At 62.4% G+C, this 24,998-nt stretch carries 21 protein-coding genes; 9 read left to right on the top strand and 12 right to left on the bottom strand.

The window, feature by feature from the left end:
* Positions 1 to 155: 155 nt before the first annotated feature.
* The 3 genes from C2L65_RS33690 to C2L65_RS33700 form a co-directional block, all read right to left on the bottom strand.
* Positions 156 to 2,195: a CHAT domain-containing protein gene (locus C2L65_RS33690; RefSeq protein WP_042311914.1), complete on the bottom strand. Its 2,040-nt coding sequence runs from the start codon at positions 2,193 to 2,195 to the stop codon at positions 156 to 158.
* Positions 2,192 to 3,766, bottom strand: coding sequence for a metallophosphoesterase (locus tag C2L65_RS33695; protein ID WP_233446712.1), 1,575 nt, complete (start codon positions 3,764 to 3,766; stop codon positions 2,192 to 2,194). The genes C2L65_RS33690 and C2L65_RS33695 overlap by 4 nt, the downstream gene beginning before the upstream one ends.
* A 606-nt stretch (positions 3,767 to 4,372) precedes the next feature.
* Complete coding sequence (locus tag C2L65_RS33700) at positions 4,373 to 5,254, bottom strand: aldo/keto reductase family oxidoreductase (RefSeq protein ID WP_042311912.1); 882 nt, start codon at positions 5,252 to 5,254, stop codon at positions 4,373 to 4,375.
* Between the two features lie 105 nt (positions 5,255 to 5,359).
* Here C2L65_RS33700 and C2L65_RS33705 point away from each other — a divergent pair, with 105 nt between their 5' ends.
* Complete coding sequence (locus C2L65_RS33705) at positions 5,360 to 6,277, top strand: LysR family transcriptional regulator (protein WP_042311909.1); 918 nt, start codon at positions 5,360 to 5,362, stop codon at positions 6,275 to 6,277.
* 81 nt (positions 6,278 to 6,358) lie between these two features.
* The gene (locus C2L65_RS33710) at positions 6,359 to 8,059 is read left to right on the top strand and encodes a dihydroxyacetone kinase family protein (protein ID WP_042311906.1); all 1,701 of its coding nucleotides are present in this window, start codon (positions 6,359 to 6,361) and stop codon (positions 8,057 to 8,059) included.
* Positions 8,060 to 8,070: 11 nt separating this feature from the next.
* On the opposite strand, the gene C2L65_RS33715 is transcribed toward C2L65_RS33710, so the two are convergent.
* The gene (locus C2L65_RS33715; RefSeq protein ID WP_042311905.1) at positions 8,071 to 9,087 is read right to left on the bottom strand and encodes an aliphatic sulfonate ABC transporter substrate-binding protein; all 1,017 of its coding nucleotides are present in this window, start codon (positions 9,085 to 9,087) and stop codon (positions 8,071 to 8,073) included.
* Positions 9,088 to 9,354: 267 nt separating this feature from the next.
* On the opposite strand from C2L65_RS33715, the gene C2L65_RS33720 reads away from it, so the two are divergent.
* The 5 genes from C2L65_RS33720 (at position 9,355) to C2L65_RS33740 (ending at position 14,933) form a co-directional block, all read left to right on the top strand.
* On the top strand, positions 9,355 to 10,350 hold the full coding sequence (locus C2L65_RS33720; RefSeq protein WP_042311903.1) for an ABC transporter substrate-binding protein: 996 nt from the start codon (positions 9,355 to 9,357) through the stop codon (positions 10,348 to 10,350).
* Between the two features lie 26 nt (positions 10,351 to 10,376).
* A complete protein-coding gene (locus C2L65_RS33725; RefSeq protein ID WP_042311899.1) occupies positions 10,377 to 11,423 on the top strand; it encodes an ABC transporter permease in 1,047 nt (348 codons plus the stop codon).
* Positions 11,417 to 12,229, top strand: a complete 813-nt coding sequence (locus C2L65_RS33730; protein WP_042311897.1) for an ABC transporter ATP-binding protein — start codon at positions 11,417 to 11,419, stop codon at positions 12,227 to 12,229. The genes C2L65_RS33725 and C2L65_RS33730 overlap by 7 nt, the downstream gene beginning before the upstream one ends.
* Positions 12,230 to 12,269: 40 nt before the next feature.
* Positions 12,270 to 13,310, top strand: coding sequence for an ABC transporter substrate-binding protein (locus C2L65_RS33735; protein ID WP_042311894.1), 1,041 nt, complete (start codon positions 12,270 to 12,272; stop codon positions 13,308 to 13,310).
* A gap of 510 nt (positions 13,311 to 13,820) precedes the next feature.
* Positions 13,821 to 14,933: a sensor histidine kinase gene (locus tag C2L65_RS33740; RefSeq protein ID WP_233446713.1), complete on the top strand. Its 1,113-nt coding sequence runs from the start codon at positions 13,821 to 13,823 to the stop codon at positions 14,931 to 14,933.
* Positions 14,934 to 14,944: 11 nt separating this feature from the next.
* Here the strand turns inward: C2L65_RS33740 and C2L65_RS33745 are convergent, their stop codons facing one another.
* Entirely contained in the window at positions 14,945 to 15,577 is a 633-nt protein-coding gene (locus C2L65_RS33745; protein WP_042311889.1) for a DUF1003 domain-containing protein, read from the bottom strand.
* Positions 15,578 to 15,885: 308 nt separating this feature from the next.
* Here C2L65_RS33745 and C2L65_RS33750 point away from each other — a divergent pair, with 308 nt between their 5' ends.
* Positions 15,886 to 16,707, top strand: a complete 822-nt coding sequence (locus tag C2L65_RS33750) for an alpha/beta fold hydrolase (protein ID WP_042311888.1) — start codon at positions 15,886 to 15,888, stop codon at positions 16,705 to 16,707.
* 93 nt (positions 16,708 to 16,800) lie between these two features.
* Here the strand turns inward: C2L65_RS33750 and C2L65_RS33755 are convergent, their stop codons facing one another.
* From C2L65_RS33755 to C2L65_RS33765, 3 genes are all read right to left on the bottom strand, one after another.
* Positions 16,801 to 17,280, bottom strand: coding sequence for a hypothetical protein (locus C2L65_RS33755; protein ID WP_042311885.1), 480 nt, complete (start codon positions 17,278 to 17,280; stop codon positions 16,801 to 16,803).
* A gap of 133 nt (positions 17,281 to 17,413) precedes the next feature.
* Complete coding sequence (locus C2L65_RS33760; protein WP_042311883.1) at positions 17,414 to 18,619, bottom strand: acyl-CoA dehydrogenase family protein; 1,206 nt, start codon at positions 18,617 to 18,619, stop codon at positions 17,414 to 17,416.
* A gap of 46 nt (positions 18,620 to 18,665) precedes the next feature.
* The gene (locus C2L65_RS33765) at positions 18,666 to 19,598 is read right to left on the bottom strand and encodes an ABC transporter substrate-binding protein (RefSeq protein ID WP_042311882.1); all 933 of its coding nucleotides are present in this window, start codon (positions 19,596 to 19,598) and stop codon (positions 18,666 to 18,668) included.
* Between the two features lie 188 nt (positions 19,599 to 19,786).
* Here C2L65_RS33765 and C2L65_RS33770 point away from each other — a divergent pair, with 188 nt between their 5' ends.
* Positions 19,787 to 20,698 carry a LysR family transcriptional regulator gene (locus C2L65_RS33770; RefSeq protein WP_042311880.1) on the top strand — a complete coding sequence of 304 codons (912 nt, stop codon included), beginning with the start codon at positions 19,787 to 19,789 and terminating at the stop codon, positions 20,696 to 20,698.
* Between the two features lie 29 nt (positions 20,699 to 20,727).
* Here the strand turns inward: C2L65_RS33770 and C2L65_RS33775 are convergent, their stop codons facing one another.
* From C2L65_RS33775 to C2L65_RS33790, 4 genes are read right to left on the bottom strand one after another with little or no spacing between them, the layout of a single operon-like run.
* Positions 20,728 to 22,335, bottom strand: coding sequence for a rhodanese-related sulfurtransferase (locus C2L65_RS33775; protein WP_042311878.1), 1,608 nt, complete (start codon positions 22,333 to 22,335; stop codon positions 20,728 to 20,730).
* Complete coding sequence (locus C2L65_RS33780; protein WP_042311876.1) at positions 22,332 to 22,928, bottom strand: cysteine dioxygenase family protein; 597 nt, start codon at positions 22,926 to 22,928, stop codon at positions 22,332 to 22,334. Before C2L65_RS33780 ends, C2L65_RS33775 begins: the two co-directional genes overlap by 4 nt.
* The gene (locus C2L65_RS33785) at positions 22,928 to 23,743 is read right to left on the bottom strand and encodes a class II aldolase/adducin family protein (protein WP_042311873.1); all 816 of its coding nucleotides are present in this window, start codon (positions 23,741 to 23,743) and stop codon (positions 22,928 to 22,930) included. The genes C2L65_RS33780 and C2L65_RS33785 overlap by 1 nt, the downstream gene beginning before the upstream one ends.
* 18 nt (positions 23,744 to 23,761) lie before the next feature.
* Positions 23,762 to 24,838: an LLM class flavin-dependent oxidoreductase gene (locus tag C2L65_RS33790; protein WP_042311871.1), complete on the bottom strand. Its 1,077-nt coding sequence runs from the start codon at positions 24,836 to 24,838 to the stop codon at positions 23,762 to 23,764.
* Positions 24,839 to 24,998: the final 160 nt, after the last annotated feature.

A 24,998-nucleotide genomic window follows, 5' to 3' on the forward strand; every position in this document is an offset into this window, starting at 1 on the left:
TAGGACGTATATCGGGGTTTTTCGAGTGACGAGTGACCGCCCACTGAGGAGTTATGTGCGGTAAAGAACATTCATCAAACGACTAACGATGTGTCAGAAGATCCTCCCATTTCGGGGGCGACCTGTTGAGCGATGTGTTGCCCCACTACGCGAAGTCAATAGTCCCAATCCGGTTCGTCACAGGCGGGCAGCACATTGAGTAATTGCTTCGCCAGCGCTTCTATGTTGTATGCACCTGGGACCATCGGCACGAACCAGTAGACATAGCGCTCAATCTGGCGCCTCGTCGAGAAGACTTCGAACGACGTCGAGCCGGCTAGCGAGACCAGTTTGCGCGCCGCTTCAAGCGCCTTGTTTGTTAGTGATTCTCCGTGATAAGCGGGTGGCAGGCCATCGATGTGTTCCGCGATCAGATACAGTTCCGTCAGAGTTCCATAAGCCCACACGCGATTGCTTCGCTCGCCATGATCCGCATCGTTGAGCGATTGCACGTGCGCGCTCAACCAGATCGATGTCATATCCTGCTCGGGCTGATCGAGTGGCCTTGGCAGGCGGTCAAGATATTGCAGAAGAAGCGTCAACGAAAGAAATTGAACCAGTTGCGACGGGCTTTTACGTTGCTTCAGGTAGCTTGACCAATAGTGGTTTCTCGACGTTTCGAGCTTGCTGATCAGTTGCATGCCCTCTTTCGAGCTGGGATCGAGTTTGCCTTGCTGCGTAGAGTGATAAAGCATCTGCGCTTCGCGTTTTTCGGTGCTTGCCAGTAATTCGAGAATGCGTGCTTCCTGATCGGGATGTTCGTCGATCGCCAGTTTCAGGCGGGCCTTTGCCTCGCTCACCTGCTGTTGTGCTCTGGCCAGCGTGTCGCGGCGCGCGTGGTTTTCGACGCTGGAGGCAACTGGCGGAAGTTGCGATTCCGAAGTCAGAAAAGCGCTCATCGCGCGGTCGGCCATTTTCAGCGCAATCGAGATGCAGTCCATCGACTGCTGGATGCGTGCGTCGACCAGCTGTGCGTCGAAATTAGGCGGCAGGGATGCATACGTGACGATACTCGCCCAGTCGTGTTTGTCCTTGAAGTACGAATGCAGCCGTCTGCGCATGCCGACAACCAGCTTGCGCGGGTCTTCTCCCCACAGCAGGCCCTCGTACATGTCCTTCACGAACACCACCGAGCCGCCGAAAGACAGCGGATACTGACTCGCGATCACGAGCGGGACGCCGGCCTCGTGCAGCGCGTGGGCGATGCTTGCGCCAACGCCCGTCACCGAGCCGACGTTGCCGGCGTTACAACTTGCGAGCGTCACGACGGCAGGGCGTGTGAACCGGCCCGGCTGGTTATGACGCGGTGTGCGCAAGATGGTCGCCAGACGGTCGCCGGAAATTGCTTCCACGCCGTCAGGATGCCGGTCGGAATGAAATGCGAGACCGAAGCGACTGTCATAGGGCGTGTTCGTTTGAACGCCGTGCGCGAGAATGTGTACATGCGTATAGTCATTTTTCGCGCAGGCATCTTCGAGGCTCTCGGCAGATGCGTTCGGCAACACAGAAAGCCGGCCCCCGATGACTTTCAGGCGTTTTTCGTCGTCGTAGTCATCGGAGAGCGCGAGCCAAGGCGTCAGCGCCTCGCGCAACGCCAGCAGATGCGCTTCGGCAGGTACCGTTTCCATGTCGGATGGCGATGCGAAGGCGAACAGAATGCGTGGCTTGCGCGGCCAGCGAACGTATTCCTGAGCAACCCGCCGTGTCTCCCGCGTAATGCAGATGGGCTGCTGGGTCTGCAGCGAAAGCGCTTGCCCCTCACCGGGGAAGCCATTGGGAGCGGTCGCCAGTTCGAAGGGAAGCAGGGCGAGTTCCGACGCGGAAATGATCAGTCGCAGGTGCGTGACCTGCTCGGCAGTGTCGCCGTCGCCTGTGCCCGTTCGTTGCCGGTTGAGATCGGCGGTCAGGCCGGGAATCTCTCCAAGCAACTGGCCCAGCACACGTGCGGTATCCCCCATCTGGAATTCACGCGCTTCGGGCCCGAGCTGATAGCTCAACGCGCGCAGCCGATAGAGCATCTGGTTGTGTTCGAACGGGACGTGCAACGTGACGGCGCTATGGTTTTCGCACAGCGCGATGTATTCGGTAAGGGGTGACAGCAACTGGTTATGAGGCGGCCCGTGACGCAGCAATTCGAGTGTTATTTTGCGCATCATCGAATCTCCATGCAGCTTGCCGGCAGGTCCACGTCGAGTTCTGTTTTGTCGTCGATGGTTTTTACGTGGCGAAGCTCCGCCTTGACACTGTCCGCTGCATCTCGCCATACGACCACGACCGTGCAGGACTTGATGACCAGATCCTGCGCTTTGTCGAGATCAGCCATGGTGCCGCGTTTGAGTGCCGCGAAGACTTGCGCGAATTGTTGCGGGTCGGCACGAACCTCGGCCTTGATGCGAATCAACCGCGCCCATGTGCCGCTGTTGAAATAACAGCCGCGTCCATTTCTCCGGCGCATTGCGCGTTCCAGATGAGTGTGACCGGCGATGACCACGTCGATGTCCGGAGACACTTGGGCATCGAGCTGCACCGCGGTGTCGTCACGCTCGCCAATGTCGAAGCTGCGATCGCGGTCGAGGTCTTCGAGCGCCTCGCGCAAGACCTCGCTGGTCGATTCCTTTCGAGACCATTTGACCAGCGCGCCGAAGGCGTCGAGCTGGAGGCCCTCTGCGCCGGCAACGAGGTCTGTCGCGGTGAAGCCGTGGCGCGCCCGGTCATCGGCCATCAGCAACAGCTCGCGTGCCTGGAGCGCGGCCTGCCGCGACCGCGAGGCCGCAGCGACGGGCGCGTGCGTGGCGTCGATCATGGATGGCGCCGCTCCGTCTTCCACCGGGTTTGCGCCCAGCATTCCGTCGGGTTTGCGCACGCCAGCCCATAAGCGTGTCAGTGCGACGGCCGCCAGTTTCTTTGCCCGGTCGAGCTCGCCGACCAGTTGCGGCGCGCATGCCGCGAGCGTCGGCGCCACAGCTGCCTGTTCCGGTTTCAGCAGATCGACGAAGGGGTACTCGCGCTTCACGGGATTCATCACGTCGATCACCATCTTGCTGCCTGCATTCGGAATCCACGGCTCGACTGCCCGGCCGATCTGCACATCGCGTGCTATCTCGCGAATCCTTTCGAAGTTCGCCGGATTCCAGCGATCGACCTCGTTGCCATGCAAACAGAGAACCGAGCGCCCACCGACGCTGCACAGCACACCGGCGCCGTCGAAAACCAGATACAGGCGCGAGTGCGCGCCGGGCGCCGCCGACTGCTCTCCCGTCAGAATCTGCACGAGGCGCTCGCGCACCCAAGGCAACGCCAGTTCGAGATCGTGATTGCCGAGATTGACGATCAGCCGCCGCCGTTCCTTGCCGAGAAAATAAGGAAACGCCTCGAAGACGGCACGAAAAGTGTCGTCCTTGGCGATACGTTCGAGCTTCTGGATGGCGCCGTGCGGGTCGAAATAAGTCGCGTCTTCTTCGGCGAGAAAATCGACGAAATCTCCGTTGATGACGAGCGCCACTTCATCGCCGGGATCCCGGTCTGCAAGCAGCCGGATGAGTCCCGCCAGCTCATTGCGCGAGCCGAAAATCTGGAATCCTGGCGGCCCCCCAAGATGGAGATCTGAAATGACGTAGAGCCTGTCGACGTGGTGGATCGGCTGCACGGCAGTCTTCTCCATGATCAGATGCCGGGTTGCGGGGGCAAGCAGATTCCGCACGGCGCGGCCGGGGGGCACTTTCGGCATGCCAGATGTACCGTAGACGATCAGGAATGGTCGTATTCGAATGATCGTGCCGACATACCGCGCTCACGTGCTCTCATAACATAGTTGAGGCACGGTTCTTTTGCCGATCTTTCGCACATGGGAACCAGGCATCGTGACTACGTTGGAAACTATTCACCGGCTTGATGTACTTATGGAATTTTTTAAATGCGTGATTTCGTGTGCCTGACGTTTGCCGATTTTAGAAATACATCAAGCGGCTCGTCTTGCTTGTAGACGGCACTGTGCGTTACCGCACATAACGAGGTAGGCTAGCTCACTGACGAACGTCGACATAGGCATGTTCGCGTGCGCGGATTCACCGTGCGAAGCTGGTGAGTGGTCTGATAAAGAACTCCGCAATAAGTGTGCGTATCTCAAAGTTCTTTGGCCGGCAAGTGTTGCCACTCTAAAGAAGACCCCTAAGAATAGTGCGGAGCCCAGGCAGAACTGGACGAGCCGACCCTTGACGAGCTGAAGGCCGCCACGCCTTGATTCAGGTCGATAAAAGCTACTCGTAAAAAAGACAGCGTTGCGGGCCGCGCGCGAATCCACGAAACCCGCAATGCATTCACAGTCCCGCTGAGCTTAGTGGCCGCCGTTAGCGCGTCCAATCGCATCGAGTTCGGCTAGCACGGCATCACTGAGTCGCAGCTGCGCGGCCTGCATGTTTTCGCGCAGATGTGCGACCGACGAAGTACCGGGGATCAGCAGAATATTCGGCGACCGATGCAAGAGCCACGCGAGCGCGACCTGCATCGGTGTCGCGTTCAACGTATGCGCCAGGTCCGACAACGCCGTCGATTGAATCGGCGTAAAGCCGCCGAGCGGAAAGAACGGCACATACGCGATGCCTTGCGCGGCCAGTTGATCGACGAGCGCATCGTCTTCGCGCTGCACGAGGTTGTAGTGATTCTGCACGCAGACGATCGGCACGATGCGCTGCGCTTCTGCAATCTGCGTGGCCGTCACGTTGCTCAGGCCGATGTGCTTCACGAGCCCTTCGCGCTGCAATTGCGCGAGTGCGACGACCTGCTCCTCGATCGATCCTTCCGCCGGGCTGTGGATGTTTCCCATCACGCGAATGTTCACGATATCGAGCGCGTCGAGGCCGAGGTTGCGAAGATTGTCGTGTACGCCGCGCCGCAGGTCCTCCGGCTCGCGCGCGGAAAGCCATGAACCGTCGTCGCCGCGAACGGCGCCCAGTTTGGTGACGATGGTCAGGTCATCAGGATAAGGATGCAGCGCCTCGCGAATGATCTGGTTGGTGACGTGCGGACCGTAGAAGTCGCTGGTGTCGATGTGATTGACGCCGGAAGCGACGGCCTCGCGCAACACAGCGAGGCACGCATCGCGGTCCTTCGGCGGTCCGAATACGCCGGGGCCGGCCAGTTGCATCGCGCCGTAGCCCATGCGGCGAACCGGGCGGCCAGCCAGCGGGAAGGTGTCGGTGGAATGGAAGTTCGGCATTGCGCGCTCCTTGGTAGTCGATGAGCCACAGTGTGCTCGGATTGCGCTGTTGAATAAACCCAACTAAAGTGTACGGGCTGTTGAAATTATTGAACAATGGCCCCTATGGAACTGAACGACCTTGCCGCCTTCGTGTCGGTGGCGCGTGCGGGCGGCTTCCGCGACGCGGCGCGCATGAGTGGCGTCTCCGCATCGAGCCTGAGCATCGCCGTGCGCCGCCTCGAAACGAAGCTCGGCCTGCGGCTGCTCAACCGCACCACGCGCAGCGTCGCGCCCACGGAAGCGGGGCAGCGGCTGATCGAAAAGCTCACGCCGCTTTTCAGCGAAATGGAAGCGGCGCTCGACGTCCTCAACGTGTTCCGCGACAAGCCGAGCGGCACGCTCAAGCTCAACGTGCCGTCCAGCGCCGCGCGCATCGTGCTGCCTTCCGTCATCGCGCCGTTTCTGAAAACGTATCCCGACATTCGCGTCGAGGTCGTGGTCGAAGATGGCTTTGCCGATGTGCTGTCGATTGGTTGCGATGCGGGCATTCGCTACGAAGAGCGGCTCGAGCAGGACATGATCGCGATGCCCATCGGCCCGCGCGTGCAGCGTTTCGCGACGGCGGCGACGCCCGATTACCTCGATGCAAACGGCAGGCCCGAGCATCCGCGCGACCTGCTCGATCATGCGTGCCTGCGCGGCCAGTTTGCCGGCGGCGCGATGCCGACGTGGGATTTCGAGCGCGACGGCGAAGTGGTGCGGCTCGATCCGTCGGGGCCGCTCGTGGTCAGGCCGGGCGCAGCCATCGAGCTTGCCGTCAGCGCCGCGCTGGCGGGCGTCGGCGTGATTCACCTGTTCGAAGGGATGCTGCGGCAGCACCTGGACAGCGGCGCGCTGGAGCCGATTCTCGAACCGTGGTGGCAGCCGTTCTCCGGGCCGTTTCTCTACTATCCGGGGCGGCGTCATTTGCCTGCGCCTTTGCGCGCGTTCGTCGATTTCCTCAAGGCGCCGGGTTCGGCGGATGCGTCGACTGCGCGCTGAGGCTAAAGTGTCCCCTTCGGGCCGCTCCCGGCCCAACCGCTTATCCGTCATCCGAATTCGAATTCACCGAGGTTCACCGCCATGAAAAAGCTGCTGAACGATCCGTCGCGTGTCGTGCGCGAGATGCTCGAAGGTCTCGCGATGCTCGCGCCCGACACCGCGTTGCTGCGCGACGCGAACGTCGTCGTACGGCGCGATCTGCCTGAGCCGCATGCGCGGCGCGTCGCGATCATTTCGGGCGGCGGCAGCGGACACGAGCCGGCGCACGCGGGCTATGTCGGTGACGGCATGCTGGCAGCGGCCGTGTGCGGCGAGGTGTTCACGTCGCCGTCGACGGATGCGGTGCTCGCCGCGATTCGCGCGTCGGCGGGACCGAATGGAGCGCTGCTGGTCGTCAAGAACTACACGGGCGACCGCCTGAACTTCGGCCTTGCCGCCGAACTGGCGCGCGCCGAAGGGATTCCCGTCGAAGTCGTCGTGGTGGCCGACGACGTGTCGCTGCGCAACACCGTCGAGCGCGGGCGGCGGCGCGGCATTGCGGGGACTGTGTTCGTACACAAGATCGCGGGCGCGGCGGCTGCCGCGGGCAAGCCGCTAGCGGAAGTGGCGGCGATGGCGCGCAGCGCAGCCGATGCGATCGGCACGATGGGCGTCGCGCTTGACGGCTGTACGCTGCCCGCGACGCAACAGTCGAGCTTCAGTCTCGCGGACGACGAGATCGAACTGGGCCTTGGCATTCACGGCGAGAAAGGCGTGCAACGCACGAAGCCGATGCCTGCCGATCAACTGACGGACACCTTGCTCACCGCGATCACCGACGATCTGCAACTGACGAGCGGCGAGCGCGTTGCGCTGCTGATCAATGGTCTGGGCGCGACCACGCCGATGGAACTGGCCGTCGTCGCGCGCGCGGCGATCAATGGACTCAGGCAGCGCGGGTTGCGTATCGAGCGCGCATGGTGTGGCACGCTGCTGTCCGCGCTGAACATGCCGGGCTGCTCGATCTCGGTGATGCGTGTGGACGACGAGCGCCTTGCGCTACTCGACGCACCGACGAAGGTCGCGACATGGCCGGGCGCGGGACGCGTGAATGTCGATGGCGCGACGGGCATCGCGTTAGGCGCGCAGGAAGATGCTGTTACATCGTCGGCTGAAGCTGCCGTCGAACGCACGCCGTTGCAGCTTGCGTTCGACGCCGCTGCGCGCGCCTTGATCAACGACGAAGCGCGCCTGACCGAACTGGATTCGAAAGCGGGCGACGGCGACCTCGGCTCCAGCATGAAGCGTGCGGGCGAAGCCGTGCTGGCGATTCCCGCCACCGCATGGCCATCGGCGGCCGATGCGCTCGCCGATCTCGCCGTCACGCTGCGTCGCGCGATTGCGGGCAGTTCGGGGCCGTTCTACGCGACGGCGTTGCTGCGCGCATCGCGCCGTCTCGGCGAGAGCAATGCACCCGCGGTGTCCGATTGGGCCGCTGCGTTCGATCTGGCTGTAAAGGCGATCTCCGAGCTAGGCGGCGCGCAACCCGGCGAGCGCACGATGCTCGATGCGTTGCGGCCTGCCGCAGATGCGTTCACGCAAGCTACAGGTCGCGGCGAGCCGCTTGCCGCCGCATGGACTGCAACCGTCGATGCGGCGGAGAAGGGCGCGGCATCGACGGCTTCGATGATGCCGCGCGTCGGACGTGCGAGCTATCTCGGTGAGCGGGCCGTGGGTGAACCCGACGGCGGCGCGGTGGCCGTGGTGTGCTGGTTGCGCGCGTTGACGCCGTTCGTGTACTAACGGTTCATGCGCTAGCTGCCGATGGCTTTCGCCCGTTTGGTAGCGAAGTCCCACAACTGCGCCTGATTCGTCTCGACACGCGCGGGCAACAGACCGTTCTTGTAGAACGCATCGGCAATGATCTGCTGCTCGCTGTAGTTCTGCACGGCAACGGCTCGCACCAGATAACTGCGCCGCGCATTCGCGCGTTCGATCGTGGTCGCGTCGAGGCCCCATATCGGCGCAAGTGTTTTTGCTGCGTCATCGGGATGCGCGCGTAGCCATTCGCCTGCTTCCTTCAGTTGATCGAACACGACCTGAACCACTTCGGGATGCGCGTCGGCGAACGTGCTCGACGCGAGATAGTAGCGCTGATACGAAGCAAGCCCGTCGCCATTCACAAGAATGCGCACATCGGCGTTTTTGTCGACGGATGCGACATACGGGTCCCACGTAATCCATGCATCGACGCTGCCGCGCTCGAATGCCGCGCGGCCATCGGCGGGCGTGAGATAGCTGATCTTGACGTCGCTCGCTGTGATGCCTGCCTTGTTCAATGCCGCCAGCAACAAATAGTGGCTACCCGCCGCTTTCGTCACCGCGATACGCTTGCCCTTCAGATCGGCGAGCGCGTGCAACGGGCTGTCCTTCTTGACGATGATCGCCTGCGCGCCGGGCGAAGGCGCTTCCTGCGCGACATACACGAAGCGCGCATGCGCGGCCTGCGCGAAGATCGGCACGGTGTCCGCGACGTCGGCGCTGAAATCGACGGCATCGACATTGAGCGCCTCCGTCAACGGCAGCCCGCTCGTGAACTCGTTCCACGAGACGCGCACGTTGAGCGGCGCGAGCGCTTTTTCGAGCGAGCCGCGTGCCTTGAGCAGCGTAATGAGCGTCGAAGATTTCTGATAACCGATGCGCAACGAAACAGGCGCGCCATTAGCGTTGGACGCCTGCGCGAAGCTCGGCGCCGATGTGAGCGCCGAGGTCAGCGCAAACAGGGAAACCATTGCGATGCGGGTGAAGGCCCGCCGTGTCATAGACGCCATACGTGTGTTCCGTTTTCTGTGTTGAATTGGGCGAAGCAATGGATCGATTCGCCATCGTAGCAACGGAACCGACGCTTCCTAAGCGAATGTTTCAGCTATTGATTGCACGGTTTTCGATAAGCCTGGACGTGATTTTCATCACGCTCGACACGTCATTCAAAAGATGCAAAACATAAATATTGCCGAGAGATAAACATATATAAATAGAATAATTCTCACGGTGGTCCTTCGTCGCTACGCTTGCCTGCATATCGACTGTGAGGGCCTATGAGCGCTTCTGTTCCAACGTCTTTTTCTGCGCGGCGGCGCGTGCTTCGCGCACTCGCGGCGGCGCCTGCCGTCGCTGCGTTTTCCGCATCGATCGCGCGTGACGCGCAAGCAGTCGACGCAACGTCGACCACGATCGTGCTCGGCGATCAGGCAGGCGGCACGCGTGCGCTTGCCGAAGCCGCAAAAGTACTCGACAGCACGCCGTACGCGTTTCGCTGGGCCAACTTCCAGGGCGCAGCGCCGCTTTTCGAAGCGCAGCGCGCGGGCGCCGTCGATCTCGCGCCCGCTGGCGATCTGCCCGTGCTCGCCGCTGCCGTCGGCGATCCGACCTTGAAGATCGTCGCGACGCGTGTCGGCTCCGGCGCGCAACTCGGCATTCTGGTTGCGCAGGATTCGAAGATCCGCACGGTCGCGGACCTGAAGGGCCGCACGGTGTTCATCTCGTCGGCGCGCGGCAGCATTTCGCAATTCCAACTGTACGGCGCGCTGGCTGAAGCGGGATTGTCGAAAGACGATGTGTCCGTGCGTTTCATTTTGCCCGTCGATGCCTTCGCGGCATTCGCGTCCGGTTCGATCGAAGTGTGGGCGACGTTCGATCCGTACTACGGCATCGCGGTGCAACGCGGCGCGCGCGTCTTGCGCGACGGCACGGGCATCAACAGCGGCCTTGGCTTCATCACGGCATCGGGCGCAGCGCTTGCCGATACGCGCAAGCGCGCAGCCATCGCGGATGTGTTGCTGCGTTATCAGCGCGCAGGCGACTGGGCGGTCGCGAATGCCGACGCCTACGCGCAAATCTACGCAACGCTCACGCGCTCGCCGCTCGACGCCGCTAAGCAGATCACGAAGCGCGCGTCGCTCAAACAGCACTTCGTCTCCGACGCCGACATCGCGGCGCTGCAAAAGGTGGCTGACGCCGCGTATCGCGATGCGATCCTGCCGCGCCGCATCGACGTGCGCGCGATTTCGGATACGACCATCGGCAACGCTTAAGCCGCTTTTTCAAGGAGCGTATCGACATGTCCTCACACACTCAGGCAATCGATCTTGTGGGCCTGGACGCAGACAACGCCGCCGCGTCGCGCGACCTCAACGGGCAGATCGTCGCCGCGCTGGCGACCGTCGCGTGGCTCGGCGGCGCGGCCGTGACGCAATGGTGGCCCGCGGCCGACGACTGGCCGTACACGCGCGAACTGCTGATTCTGAAGCTCGCGCTGGCGGCGTTGTCGGCGGCAATCGGCGCGCGTGCGTGGTTGACCAATGGCGCCGTCAAGCCGCATGCGGACGCGAAGCGCGCACGCATCGACACATGGATCGCGGGCTCGCCGTGGCTGCTCGCGCTCGCCATCGGCATTACCGCGTGGGAACTCATCACGGCGCAACTCGAATGGCTACCGCGCCCGTTCTTCGCGCCGCCTCAGGCGTTGATCGCGGTGTACTTCGACGATCTGCCGCGACTCGCATCGAGCGTCGGGCATTCGTTCGTGTTGCTCGCTTATGGCTATGTGCTCGGCGCGCTGACGGGCTTCACGATCGGCGTGAGCATCGGCTGGTCGCGTGCCGTGGGTTACTGGCTGCACCCAGTGCTGCGCCTGATCGGCCCGTTGCCCGCGACCGCGTGGTTGCCCCTCGCGTTCTTCTTCTTTCCATCGAGCTTCAGCGCAAGCGTCTTTCTGATCGCGCTGGCCACCGCGTTTCCCGTGGCGGTGCTCACGTGGTCCGGCGTCGCGGGCGTGAAATCCGCTTACTACGACGTTGCGCGCACGCTCGGCGCACGCGCTTCGTTCCTGATCCTGCGCGTGGCGATTCCAGCCGCGTTGCCGTCAGTGTTCGTCGGCTTGTTCATGGGGCTGGGCGCATCGTTCTCCGTGCTGATCGTCGCCGAGATGATGGGCGTGAAGGCGGGGCTTGGCTGGTATCTGCAATGGGCGCAAGGCTGGGCCGCCTATTCGAACATGTATGCCGCGCTGCTCGTGATGGCGCTGATGTGCTCCGGTCTGATCACGCTGCTGTTCAAGGTGCGCGACCGTCTGTTGGCCTGGCAAAAGGGATTGCTCAAATGGTAGCCGCTACTCAAGCGTCGCACGCGCATACGGATGCGCGGCAGGGCGCGCGCATCGACGTGCGCAACGTCAGTCATCGCTTTGCATTGCGCGGCGAAGCGCTCGCGGTGCTCGACGACATCAGCCTCACCGTCGAGCCTGGCGAATTCGTCGCGTTGCTCGGGCCGAGCGGCTGCGGCAAGTCGACATTGCTGCGTCTCGTCGCGGGGCTCGATGCGCCCGCACACGGCGCGCTGCATGCGAACGGCGAGCCGATCATCGGGCCAGACCCGTCGCGCGTCGTCGTGTTTCAGGACCCGACGCTGTTTCCGTGGCGCACGGTGCGCGACAACGTCGGTCTCGGTCCTGAAGCGCAGCGAACGGGGCGCGATCGCGTGTCGCGTGACAGTGCGACGAAGCGCGTTGACGCAGCGCTTGAACTGGTCGGCCTGGAACAATTCGCCGATGCGTTTCCGCATCAGCTATCAGGCGGCATGGCGCAGCGCGCCGCGCTGGCGCGCGCGCTCGTCAACGATCCGCAACTGCTCGTGCTCGACGAACCGTTCGGCAAGCTCGATTCGCTGACGCGCATCCGCATGCAGGGCGAACTCGTGCGTCTATGGCAGGCCGCGCGCTTCTCGGTGCTGCTCGTCACGCACGACGTCGAAGAGGCCTTGTATGTGGCAAACCGTGTGATCGTGCTGAGCGAACGGCCGGCGCGCATCGTCGCGGAAGTGCGCAACGACGCGCCGTATCCGCGTCATCGCGACGACCCGAAACTCGTCGCGCTGCGCCGCGAGGTATTGGCGCAACTCGGCCTCGTCGCATGACGCTGCACACAATCACATCACGCATTGGGACAACAACGACATGAAAACCGACGACAAGATTGACCATCCAACGCCCGCTAACGCATCACGCCGCGCATGGCTGCGCAAGACCGCGTGGACAGCGGGTGCGGCGGCGCTGGGCGGCGCATCGTTCCTGCCGGGCATGCGCGCCGTCGCCGACGAGAACCTCAAGCCGCTCAAGCTCTCGTGGAATGCAGGCGCAATCTGCACGGCGCCCGTGCCCGTCGCCGTCAAGCAGGGGTTCTTTCGCAAGCACGGCCTGGACGTCGAACTGATCAACTTCGCCGGTTCGACCGACCAGTTGCTCGAAGCGATCGCCACGGGAAAATCGGATGCGGGCGTGGGCATGGCGCTGCGCTGGATCAAGCCACTGGAGCAGGGCTTCGACGTGAAGCTGACGGCGGGCATCCACGGCGGCTGCATGCGGCTGCTCGCGACGAAAGCCTCGGGTATCGTCGATCTGCAAGGGCTGAAAGGGCGCACGGTCGGCGTGAGCGATATGGCGAGCCCCGCGAAGAACTTCTTTGCGATCTCACTCAGGAAGCTCGGCGTCGATCCCGACAATGACGTGCATTGGCGGCAATACCCGGCTCCGCTGCTCGGCGAGGCGCTGAAAAAAGGCGAAGTACATGCAATTGCCGATGGCGATCCGACCATCTGGACGCTACGCGAGACCGATCATTTGCAGGAAGTGTCGAACAACCTGTGCGGCGAGTATGCGACCCGCGTGTGCTGCGTGCTGGGCGTGCGCGGCTCGCTGATCCGCAAGGACCGCGCGACCGCGCAGGCGTTGACGCAGGCGCTGCTTGAAGCGACCGAGTGGACGGCGAATCACCCCGCCGAGGCGGCGACGATTTTCTCGTCGAATGCGCCGGGCGCGGACGTCGCGCAATTGACGGCGATGCTGAAGAGTCACACGGACCTTCATCACCCCATCGGCGACGCGTTCAAGAAAGAGATCGCGTTGTATGCCGACGATCTGAAGTCGGTCGGCGTGATCAATGCGGGAACGGACTCGAACCGTTTCGCGACCCGCGTGTTCTCGGACGTGCTCGCCTGAGCGATTGGGGCCTGGTTGGCGGCACGCAACGTGTCGCCTGTCTCAACGCTGCTTACGCTTCGCGGCAGAGCCCGCGAAGCGCGACCACGTCTCTTATGACGGTGCAATGTCGAATTCGGTTCACTTCGACCTGCACGCCACCGTGCAAATCCGATAAAAATCCCCACTCCACGAAAGCTCGCGTTACGCGCGCGCGTCATATTGGCGGCCATCGACAGGCCTTAGCTTCGATTCCGCTTTCAGTGCCTGTCAAATCGCACATCTCACTGTCGGGACTGGAATAAATATCGACGAGACGTGTTAACGAGAGTTCGGGACGCATAACGCGAGAATCGCGCCCCGCCCGGACAGCCATGCTCGAAACGCCTGCAATGAGAGGCGGTTCGAAGCGCGGTCCGCTATTCGGGGTGAGCTGCGCTGCAAAGCTGGACGCCGTGGGCTTGTGCCGCGTTGCCGTCCTCGCGTAGAGCGCGATTTGACCAATCCGATTCTCCCGCTCTCGACATGAACATGGAACGCGTGTCTTTCCTCGGCAAACAGAATCCCACACTGACGCTGGCGCTCGCGGGCGGATTGGCGTTGATCGTGTTTCTGATCGATTCGTTCGGTCACTTTGCCACGGCGATCATGGTGTTGTACTCGATCGTCGTGATGCTGGTGGCCACCGTCCTGTCGCGCCGTGGCACACTGCTGGTCGCGATTGCCTGCATCTGGGCGACGGTGATCGGTTTTCTGATTGGACACCTCAACGAAGAGTCATTCTCCGCACTCGCGCGCGCCACGGTGGCCTGTCTGTCGATCCTCGCGACGACGGCGCTGACGTTGCGCATCCAGGCGGATGCCGCGCGTCTCGCGGAGCAGGTGCGCGAGCTGAACCAGACGCACGACGCGCTGAACCGTTCGACAACCGAGCTTGCGCATGCCACGCGCGTCACGATGCTCGGAGAACTGGCGGCGTCGATCGCTCATGAAGTCACTCAGCCGCTCGCCGCGATCACGACGCACGGCGAAGCGGGCCTGCGCTGGCTGCGGCGCGAAACACCCAATCTCGATGAAGCGTGCCACGCGTTCGAAGCCATGGTGAGCAATGCGCGGCGTTCAAGCGAGATCATCCGCCGCATACGCGCGCTGGCCCGCAAAAGCGAACCGACGTTTGCGCCGCTTGGCATCAATAGTCTCGTCGTCGAAACGATCGACTTGCTGGACCGCGAGGTCAAGCGATACGGCGCTGTCGTGAAGATGGACCTGTCGCCGGGCGAGTTGACGGTACACGGCGACCGCGTGCAATTGCAGCAGGTGCTGATCAATCTGGCCGTCAACGGATTGCAGGCGATGTCGTCGATTCAGGATCGGTCGCGCGAACTCAGGTTGCAGACACGCATCGAGGAAGGGAAGCGTGTCTCTATTACGGTCGAAGACTCCGGCGTGGGCATTTCACCCGAGGTCGCAGCGAAACTTTTTAGCGCTTTCTTTACGACGAAAACAGAGGGGATGGGTTTGGGCTTGTCGATCTGCCGGTCGATTGTCGAAGGACATGGCGGCTCCATCTCGTGCGTGACACCCTCGGCGCGCGGCGCAAGCATGGAAATCGCGCTTCCTGTGCCCGTTCTTGCCGGGGTGTAAGCCGCGCAAGATTACGTTGCTTTCGCGTGCTTGTCGCGAGTGAGTTTCTCGTGAACGTCCTGCGTGAGTCGGGCGATCTGTTCGGTGAGATCGCGCGTCAGCTCCGTTAGCTCGGTGTTCTGCCGCAGAAGCGCCTGCATTTGCCCGGCCTGATGCGCAAGCGCCTTGTCGCGCCGTTCCGCAGCAAGCGCCAATGCTTCGCGATGACGCGCGTCGGCGTCCGCATGCGCCTTGTCGCGATCGGCCTGACGCGTTTGAGCGAGCAGGATCAGCGGCGCTGCATAAGCCGATTGAAGGCTGAACGCCAGATTCAACAGAACGAACGGATACACGTCGAAACGTGTCACGCCGCACACGTTCAATCCAATCCATATAGCGACGATCAAGGTTTGTGACAACAGAAAAGTTGGCGTGCCGAAGAAGCGTGCGAACGATTCCGCCTTCAGCGCAAACCAGTCGTTGCCGAAAACGGTCGAAAGATGCGCATGAGGAAGCTGAAAACGCAGATGATCGCGTGGCTGCTCATCGTGCTCAATATGATCCGCTGACTTGTCGCCCTGCGACGCAAGACCCTTGATGTTGCTTTCCATGATGGTGGAAATAAATGCTGGAATTGAATAACCGATGCACAACGTTTCGCGCATCGAATGTATGCAGACTGTAGAGCTTCGTCGCCACGCCCGGTTATGCAAATGCACGCCGCGATTCACGTCCGCACGGACTGAGCGCAAGCCGCGCCCAAAAGCATCAAACGCGAATGGTCGTGCAGATACCAAAGTGTCGGGGCGATACACAACGCCCGTCTCCCGATAGCCTGGATACTGGATTGGTACGCGATGCACTGGCCGCGATAAAGATCGCACAGCGCGAAGCGCGTATTTCGCCGTGTCGCGTTCGTCGGATCGACGAAAAGAGCGACGGCTGAATTGGCATCAATCCAGGAGTTCAGGTAATGGCTACGTTTGTATTGAAAGATGGCACCCAGCTTTTCTATAAGGATTGGGGTTCGGGACAACCGGTCGTGTTCTCGCATGGCTGGCCGCTGAATGCCGACGCGTGGGACGCGCAGATGATGTATCTCGCGGAAAAGGGCTATCGCGTGATCGCCCATGACCGGCGCGGACATGGCCGTTCGAGCCAGCCGTGGGACGGCAACGACATGAGCCGCTACGCGGACGATCTCGCGGAACTGATAGAGCATCTCGACCTGAAAGATGCGGTGCTGGTCGGCCACTCGACGGGCGGCGGCGAAGTCGCGCGCTACATTGGCCGCCACGGCACGCAACGCGTGCGCAAGGCCGTGCTGATTTCCGCCGTGCCGCCGCTGATGCTGAAAACGCCTGCCAATCCTGGCGGCCTGTCGATCTCGGTGTTCGACGACATCCGCAAGGGCGTGATCAAAAACCGCTCGCAGTTCTTCAAGGATCTGGCCTTGCCGTTCTATGGCTTCAATCGCGAAGGCGCGAAGCCGTCGCAGGGCACGATCGACGCGTTCTGGTATGCCGGCATGCAATGCTCGATCAAGAGCGCGTACGACTGCATCAAGGCATTCTCGGAAACGGACTTCACGGAAGACCTGAAGAAGATGACCGTGCCAACGCTGGTGCTGCAAGGCGACGCGGATCAGATCGTGCCGCTCGACGATTCCGGCAAGCTTTCGTCGAAGCTGGTTCCGAATGGCAAGCTGAAGATCTACGAAGGCGCGCCGCATGGCATGTGTACGACGCATGCCCATCTCGTCAACGCCGATCTGCTGCAGTTCATTCAGGACTAACAGCAGACGCGTGCAAGTCCTGTCGGTTATCCGGGCACCGGCAGGATCTGGCCGTTGCCCGTGACGCAAACCATTGCGCCACGGGTAACGGCGTTATTGCTCCTGCTCTTCGCTGGTTGTATGCATCGGGCGATGATCGCTATACAAGCCGTACGCGCGAGCTTCGTTGATGTCGACGATACGCAATCCACTCGAAGTGAGCGGACGTGCTTGCATGGAGCGTACACGCCGCCGCGTCAGCATCGCGGCGAAGCCCGCGAATGCCGCGCCGACCATCGTGCCTGCGGCGCCGCAAATCAGCGAAGCGAATGCCTGTTTGACATCGGCACCGAGGCCCGTGCCCGTTGCGGAATAAAAGAGTGTAGGGCCGCATAGCAGACCCCACGCTCCACCCCAGAACGCGCCCGTTGCGCTCCAGTACTTGACGCGCGTACGTGGGGAATCATATGAGCTTCGCAAATCGAACGGGCATGCAGACCGTTCAGCAACGGGCGATTCTTCCAATGCATTCAAGCGTGTACACGCTGGGCGCCGCGTCGATACGAGGGTCAACCGTTTGCTTTGATCGTTCACGATCGTCTCCTGATCGTCTGATTCGCATGGCGCCGCATCGATCTCGCACGGCGGTGTGTGAATACATTGTCAGGTGAATGGAAGCTCGCAAATGTCGAATTGGCACGACGTTCAAGTAGTTTGCACGGTTGCGCTATTCGAGCGACGCGAATGCCGCGCGCCCGAGATTGCCAAGCACCGTATCGTTTTGTGGCGTGTGAATGCGCGCGCAAAGCACGTCGCGATAATGGCGTTCTAGCGCGTTATTGCGGCTCAAACCCGGGTTGCTGCTCGCTTCGAGCGCGAACTCGACGGCTTCGATCGCGTGCTGGCTCACGAGGTATTTGATCGTTGGCGCTTCCGTTGCGCTCACATGGCCGGCTGCGCCCGCGTCGAACAACACGCGGTTATTGAAGAGCAAGGCGTCGATACGTCCTACCGTCCGCTGAAAACTGTCGAGGCTCGACAGCGGTGCATTCAGGCTCGAAGGCACGCGTTGCGCTGCCCACTGCACGAACCAGTCGCGGGCCGCACGCGCGACGCCGTCGTAGATCGAAGGCAACAGCACATTCATCCAGAGGCTGGTGACTGGGTCCATGCCGTTTGATGGACCGGGGAATTGCAGATCGACAGCGTGATCGAACGGCACGCGCACATTGTCGAAAATGACTTCGTGGCTGCCTGTCGCGCGCATGCCGAGATGATTCCATGGTTCACCGAAGCGGATACCGGGCGTGTCGCGATGGACAAGCCATGTGCCGACGCGCGGCGACGCTTCATCTGTGCGCCCCCATACGGCAAACCATGTCAGCCCTGGGCTGCCTGTCGAGTACAGCTTGCGGCCGTTCAGTATCCAGTGGTCATTTTCCTGTTTGCCCACGGTGCCGGGCAGCCCGCCGCGCGACGGCGAACCGAGTTCCGGCTCGACGCGCAGCGAATTGATCAGCGCGCCGCGCTCGACGGCGTCGCGCGCAATGCGTTCCTTGAGCGCGATCGGCCAGTTGGGATTCGCCTGCAAACGCAGATGATAGAGACATTGCATTACGACGATCAGCGCTGTCGAAGGCTCGCCGCGCGCAATTGCACGTATCACCTTCAAGGTCTGCGCGAGTGTCGCTTCGCGGCCACCGAGCGCGCGCGGCACCGTCAACGCGAGCAACCCGGCGCGGCGCAGCTTCGCGAGATTGTCGTGTGGAAAATGCGGACCCGCGTCGAGCGCGGCGGCGCTGGCGGCGAACTCATCGGTCAATGCCGCGAACCAGGTATCGGCTTGCGGACTGTCGAGGTCAGCGAGCGCCACGAGGGCATCGGCCTCGCGCTCGGTATCGATGAATGCACTGTCGGGATGGCGGCGTGTCATATCGGACTCTGTGTGTCGATGGAGCTAGACAATGCGCGGCGCGAGATCACTGCGCATCCAGCGGAAACTGACGGTCGAAACTCGGCGCGACGTCGAGCCGCGTTTTGATGACGTCGGCGCGGTGATAGAGATCGGCGGTCTTTTGCTGTTCGGCGACCACATGGTCGTCGATGGCGATGGGGTGCAGTTGCGCGCGCTGATAGACGATCTTCAACACTTCGGGCGGCAAGCCCGTCACACGCGATTGCATCGCGGCGACTTCGTCCGGATGCGACAGCGCCCAGCGCTGCCCAGCCGCGACGCGCTTCAGAAAGTCGGCGATTTCCGCACGCTTGGCCTTGATCGAGTCTTCCGTTGCGGCCTGGAAGCTCAGACCCGACGAGAGATTCACGCCATTCGCGATGCTGCGGTCGTGATCGCGCTGTTCGGCGAGCGCGACGTAGGGGTCCCATGTGGACCACGCATCGACGTTGCCCGACGCGAGCGCGGCCTTTGCATCGGCGGGCTGCATGAAGCGCAGCGACACATCGGAGAGCTTGATGCCCGCGCGTTCCAGCGTTGCGATAGCGAGGTAATGGCCAATCGATCCGCGCGTCGTCGCGATGCGCTTGCCCTTCAGATCGGCGGCGCTTTTGATAGGCGATTGATCCGGGACGATGATCGCGAGGTCGATGGGTTGCGAGCGCGTGACCGCGACGGCGCGCACTTTCGCGCCGGCAGCGTAGGCGAAGATCAACGGCGCATCGCCGAGTCCGCCGACATCGATCGCACCCGCATTCAACGCTTCGCCAAGCGGCTGCGCAGCGGGGAAGTTGAACCATTCGATCTTGTACGGCACGTCTTTCAACTGCCCGGATGCTTCGAGAATGCCGCGCGTCTGCAACTGCTGATCGCCGACCTTGAGGGTCGTGTCGGCATGCGCGGCGAACGGCGCGGCGGATAATGCAATGAGAAGAAGACGGGCAATCAGACGGTGCATGATGGATCGTGATGGACGCGAGAGGATGAAAAACCTACGATACGCAGTCAGTTTTTATAAGGCAAACGCATTGTTCTGCTTTGCTAATATGCGAGATCGAAATGCATGTTCGGCCTTGAACACGATACGTCAATCACGTTAAGCTCGACACATCATTCGTCAATACTTCATCAAGTGGAAAGCACTCAATGAAACTCGATGAGATCGAGGCCTTTGTCGCTGTCGTGCGCAGCCAGTCGCTGAATCAGGCGGCCAATGCGCTGGCGCTCACGCAACCCGCCGTTACGCGCCGCATCCAGAACTTTGAAGAAGCGCTCGGCGTGGCCTTGCTCGACCGCAACACAAAGCCGTTGAAGACCACGCCGATGGGGCGCGCCGTCTACGAGCAATGCCGCGCGATCGTGCGCGAAGTCGAGGCCCTCAGGCATCTCGTCACCGACGATGCGCCGCTGGCAGGCGTGCTGCGTCTCGGCGTCGCGCAGACGGTCGCCGACGTCGCGATGCTCAAGGCCTTGCATGCGTTACGTGAAGCGCACCCGGAATTGCAGGCGCGTGTATCGACGGGTTGGGGTAATCCGCTGTTGCAAAAGGTCGAAGACGGTGAACTGGATGCGGCTGTCGTGCTGCTGCCCGTCAATCGGGTACTGCCGGATGCGTTGGTAGGCGAGGTGCTCGGTCCGTTGAAGCTGGCGGTCGTCGCGCGCAAGGGCAGCATGAAAAAGCGCGTGCATACGCTGGCGGAATGCCAGGCATATGGCTGGGTGCTGAATCCCGATGGCTGCGGCTTTCGCGCGGGGTTACAGCATGCGCTTGCCGCGCAGGGTTACGCATTGAAACTGAATCTGGAAACGCTCGGTACCGAGCTTCAACTCGGCCTCGTCGCCGATGGCGTCGGGCTGGGTCTCGTGCCGTTGCCGCTGCTGGATGCAAGCATGCACGCGGCGCAACTCGACGTGATCCAGCTTGGTGACTTCAAGCCTGAAATAGCGGTGTGGATGGTGCGCTCGCGCGCGCTTGGCAAGATGCAGTCGGCGTTGACGGTGCTGTCGGAAAGCATCGAAAAGAGCTTCAAGGCCGCGCGTTTGTCGCGCGCGGCTTGAGCTTCTCGACGACTCCCGACGAGCGCAGATCAGATCACGAAGAACCCATGCGTGCCGTCGCGGTCCAGTTGCGCGACTAAACCGTATTCCCATTCCAGATACGCATTCATCGCTTCGCGCGCATTGTCGGTGCCTTCATAGGGACGCCGGTAACGGTCGATGCGCGGCGAAGCGAGATGCGCATCGCCACTCTCGACAGGCAAACCCGCGCGTATCCACGCCGACGTTCCGCCATCGAGTACATGCACCGGCTTGCCCGTCAACGCCGCGACTTCCGGCGCGATGTACGGCGCAAGCGCGTTCGTTCCGCACGTGAGCACATAGCGCTTCGCATCGGGCAACGCGCGCAGATCGTCGAAGGCATTCGACAGACGCGAGCGCACGATCCAGCGCGCGCCCGGTATATGCGCCTTCACATGATTGGCACTCGACGTCACGTCGAGTACGACTGTGCCGCTCGCTTCATCCGCCAGCAGCGCTGCGAGTTCTTGCGGCGCGAGCGTTTGCGTCGAAGCAGGCTGCGGCTTCGCGGCTTGCCACGGGCCGCTTGCCGTCAGATCGTCCGGCGATGCGGCGTCCACCACGTAGGTGTCGATGTTCATCTGCGCGAGCCACGAAGCCGTCATGTTCGCGCGCACGCCGTCGTCGTCGAACAGCACGACACGCGCGCCGCGCACAGGCGCGAACATGTCCGTCTCCTGCACGAGCTGTCCGCCCGGCGCGCCCTGAAAACCGGGTGCGTGCGCGCGTTCGTATTCGACGGGCGTGCGAACGTCGAAGCGATAGGTGGTGCGCGACGAGTCGGCGGCCCAGCGCGCGGCCTCGTCGAGCGTGGTGCGGCTCACGCCCGCGCGTTGCGCGAGCGCGAGCGCGGCACGCTGCGATGCATCGATGTCCGCCGCGTCGAGTCCCGCTTGCGAATCAAAGCGCCGGTCGCTGCCATGTTCGAGTTGCTGGCCCGCGAGCGTCCAGCCAATCGTGCCGTTGCGCAGCGCGGCGACGGGATTCGGCAGCCCGGCATTGACGAGCGATTGCGTACCGATGATGCTGCGCGTGCGGCCCGCGCAATTGACGATCACACGCGTGGTCGGCTTCGGCGCGAGCGCACGTGCGCGCAGCACGAGTTCTGCGCCGGGCACGCTGATGCTGCCCGGAATGTTCATCGTCTGATATTCGTCGAAGCGGCGCGCGTCGAGTACGACGACGTCGTCGCCGTTCTTCAGCAGCGCATCGACGGCTTCTGCCGAAAGCGACGGCGTGTGCCGCTGCGCCTCGACGAACTCGCCGAACGCCTTGCTCGGCACGTTCACGTCGCGAAACACTTCGCCGCCCGCACGTATCCATCCGTCCAGCCCGCCCGCGAGCAACGCGACGTTCGTGTAACCGAGCGACATCAATGTGTCGGCGGCGCGCTCCGCAAAGCCTTCGCCTGCATCGAACAACACGATAGACACGTCGCGGCGCGGCAGTCGCGTCCACGCGTCGAGTTCGATGCGCGACAGCGAGAGATTCGCTGCGAAGAGCGGGTGACACTGCGCATGCGGATCTTCTTCGCGCACATCGAGCAGCGCGATTTCATGCCTGGCGAGCAGCGCTTCGCGCACGTCTTCATAAGTGCGCACGGGATATGACTTCATGAATGACGACGTTCCTTGCTGAGGTCCCACAGGTTCGGGATGGTTTCGTTCGAATAGCCGGAGATGAAGGGCTTGTTAAGGCCATCGGGCGAGTAGGTCGAGCGCAGCACGGCGCCGATGTTCGCGCCATAGACGTGAATGCTGACGGACACGCGATCATCATACGCATTGCGCACGCGGTGAATATCGCCGATTTGCGGCGAGACCGCTTCAACAGCGCCTTTTTCAAGGCGTATTTCGTCGCCGGCCTGGCGCAGTGTGCCGTCGCTGTCGCGGGTATAAGGCGCGGCGAGTTCCGCGCCGCGCAGCACGCCGATCAAACCCCACACCGTGTGATCGTGGATCGGCGTCTGTTGTCCAGGGCCCCAGACGAAGCTGACCACCGAGAAGCGTTGCTGCACATCGGCATACAGCAGGTATTGCTGATAGCGCTCGGTGGACGGTTGCGCAAATGCCTCGGGCAGCCAGTCGTCGGTGTGGATCAGCTCGCGCAACGCGTGGCCGCCACGTTCGAGCAATTCGGGTTCAGCGGTATCGGCATCGACGAGCGCCGCGATCTCGCCAACAAAATGACGCAGTTTGTGAATCGCCATCAGTCGAGCAACTCCCGGTCCTCTTCGACAAGCCCTTCATACAGGCTCTCGAACGAGTGCAACGCGCCGCCCGGACGACCGACCTGCTGATGCGTCAACGCGGCCATGTCGTGCGGGATTGGTTGCGGCGTGCCCGCAGCTTCGGCGAGCAGTTGCGCGTGGCAGGCGTTGTCGAGCGCGATGTACCACCATGCAGCCGCTTCGACACTAGGCCCGGCCGTCAGAATGCCGTGGTTCTTCAGGATCACCGCCTTGTGCTGGCCGAGCGCGTCGGCGATGCGCGCGCCTTCGTCCGTATCGAGCACGACGCCCCTGAAGTCGTCGAACAGCGCGTGGTCTTCATAGAACGAGCACGAGTCCTGTGTCAACGGATCGAGCTTGCGTCCCAATGTGGACCAGGCTTTGCCGTACAGCGAATGCGTGTGCGCAGCGGCGACGACGTCGGGCCGCGCTTCATGAATCGCCGCGTGAATCGCGAATGCCGCCTGATTCACGGGGCCATCGCCGGCGACGATCTCGCCATAACGATTGACGAGCAACAGGTCCGACACGCGAATGCGGCCGAAATGCTTGCCGAGCGGATTGACCCAGAAGTGATCGGTCCATTCGGGATCGCGCGCGGTGATATGACCCGCGAGACCTTGCGCGAAGCCATAGCGCGCGAACAGGCGGAATGCGCCTGCAAGGCGTTCCTGCCGATGGCGGCGTTCCTGCGCAAGCGTGCGCTGCGGCGCGGCGTCGTCGTCGAACCAGAACTTGCGCACGGGCGTCTGGCGAAGCGCGAGTGAGGCCGTATCGTGGAGTGCAGTGCTCATGTGTTTATAGGCTCCCGGTCACGCGGCGCGGCGGATGCGGGCGGTCAACTCGCGCGTCGTGGGGATCAGCTCGCGGCCGTAGTCGATTGCATCTTCGAGCGGATCGAAGCCGCGAACCAGGAAGGTCGTCACGCCGAGTTCGTAGTACTCGGAGAGCGTTTGCGCGACCTGCGCCGGTGTGCCGACGAGCGCCGTCGAATTCGAGCGTCCGCCAATTTCCTTCGCGACTGCCGTCCACAGCCGGTCGTCGGCGCGCACGCCGTCTCCCGATGCGGCCAGCAGGCGCTTCGCACCTTCGCTCTGTTGCGGACCGCCGCGCGAAAAACCCTGTTCGACGCGCAGACGCCGTGTTTCTTCGAGAATGTGCTCGGCGCGTTCCCACGCAGCCTTTTCCGTCGACGCGAGAATCGGACGGAACGACACCGAGAAGCGCACGTTGCGGCCATGCTTTGCCGCTTCGGCACGTACGCGCCCGATCAGTTCCGCGACCTGTTGTTTCGATTCGCCCCACAGCGCGTAGACATCGGCGTGCTTGCCCGCGACGGCGAGCGCAGCCTCTGAAGCGCCGCCGAAATAGATCGGCACATGCGGTGTCTGCTTCGGCTTCACATCGGAGAAAGCCTTTTCAAAGCGATAGAAACGGCCTTCATGATCGAACGGTTGGTTTTCGGTCCAGACGCGCCGCAGGATCTGCAGATATTCGTCGGTGCGCGCATAGCGTTCGTCGTGCGCGAGATAGTCGCCGTCGCGGCGCTGGTCCTCGTCGCTGCCGCCGGAGATGAAGTGGACGGCGAGACGTCCGCCGGAGAAATGATCCAAAGTAGCCAGTTGCCGCGCGGCCAGCGTCGGCGCGACGAAGCCGGGACGGTGCGCAAGCATGAAGTGAACGCGCGACGTTACGCTCGCCGCATATGCAATCGTGATGGTCGCGTCGGGGCTCGTCGAACTGTGCGGCACGAGTATGCGATCGAAGCCCGCGTTCTCGTGGGCCTGCGCGAAGGCGCGCACATAGTCGGTATCGATCGCGGGGCCTTGGGGCAGATGCGTTTCCGATACCTTGCGCTGCTGGATCATGCCGATGAATTCGACGCTCACGTTGGCTCCTTGCCGTATGTTCCGCTTCGACGGACGATTGGATGTGAAAGCAGACGCGTCAAGCGTCTGCGGGTCGAAATCAGGCTATCACTGCGTTATGCAGAATTTAAATAGTAAATTCAGATAAAGATATCGAGTGCGCATGTTAGACGTTGGCTCG

Origin of the sequence: Paraburkholderia terrae (genome assembly GCF_002902925.1) — a bacterium.
GTDB lineage: Bacteria > Pseudomonadota > Gammaproteobacteria > Burkholderiales > Burkholderiaceae > Paraburkholderia > Paraburkholderia terrae.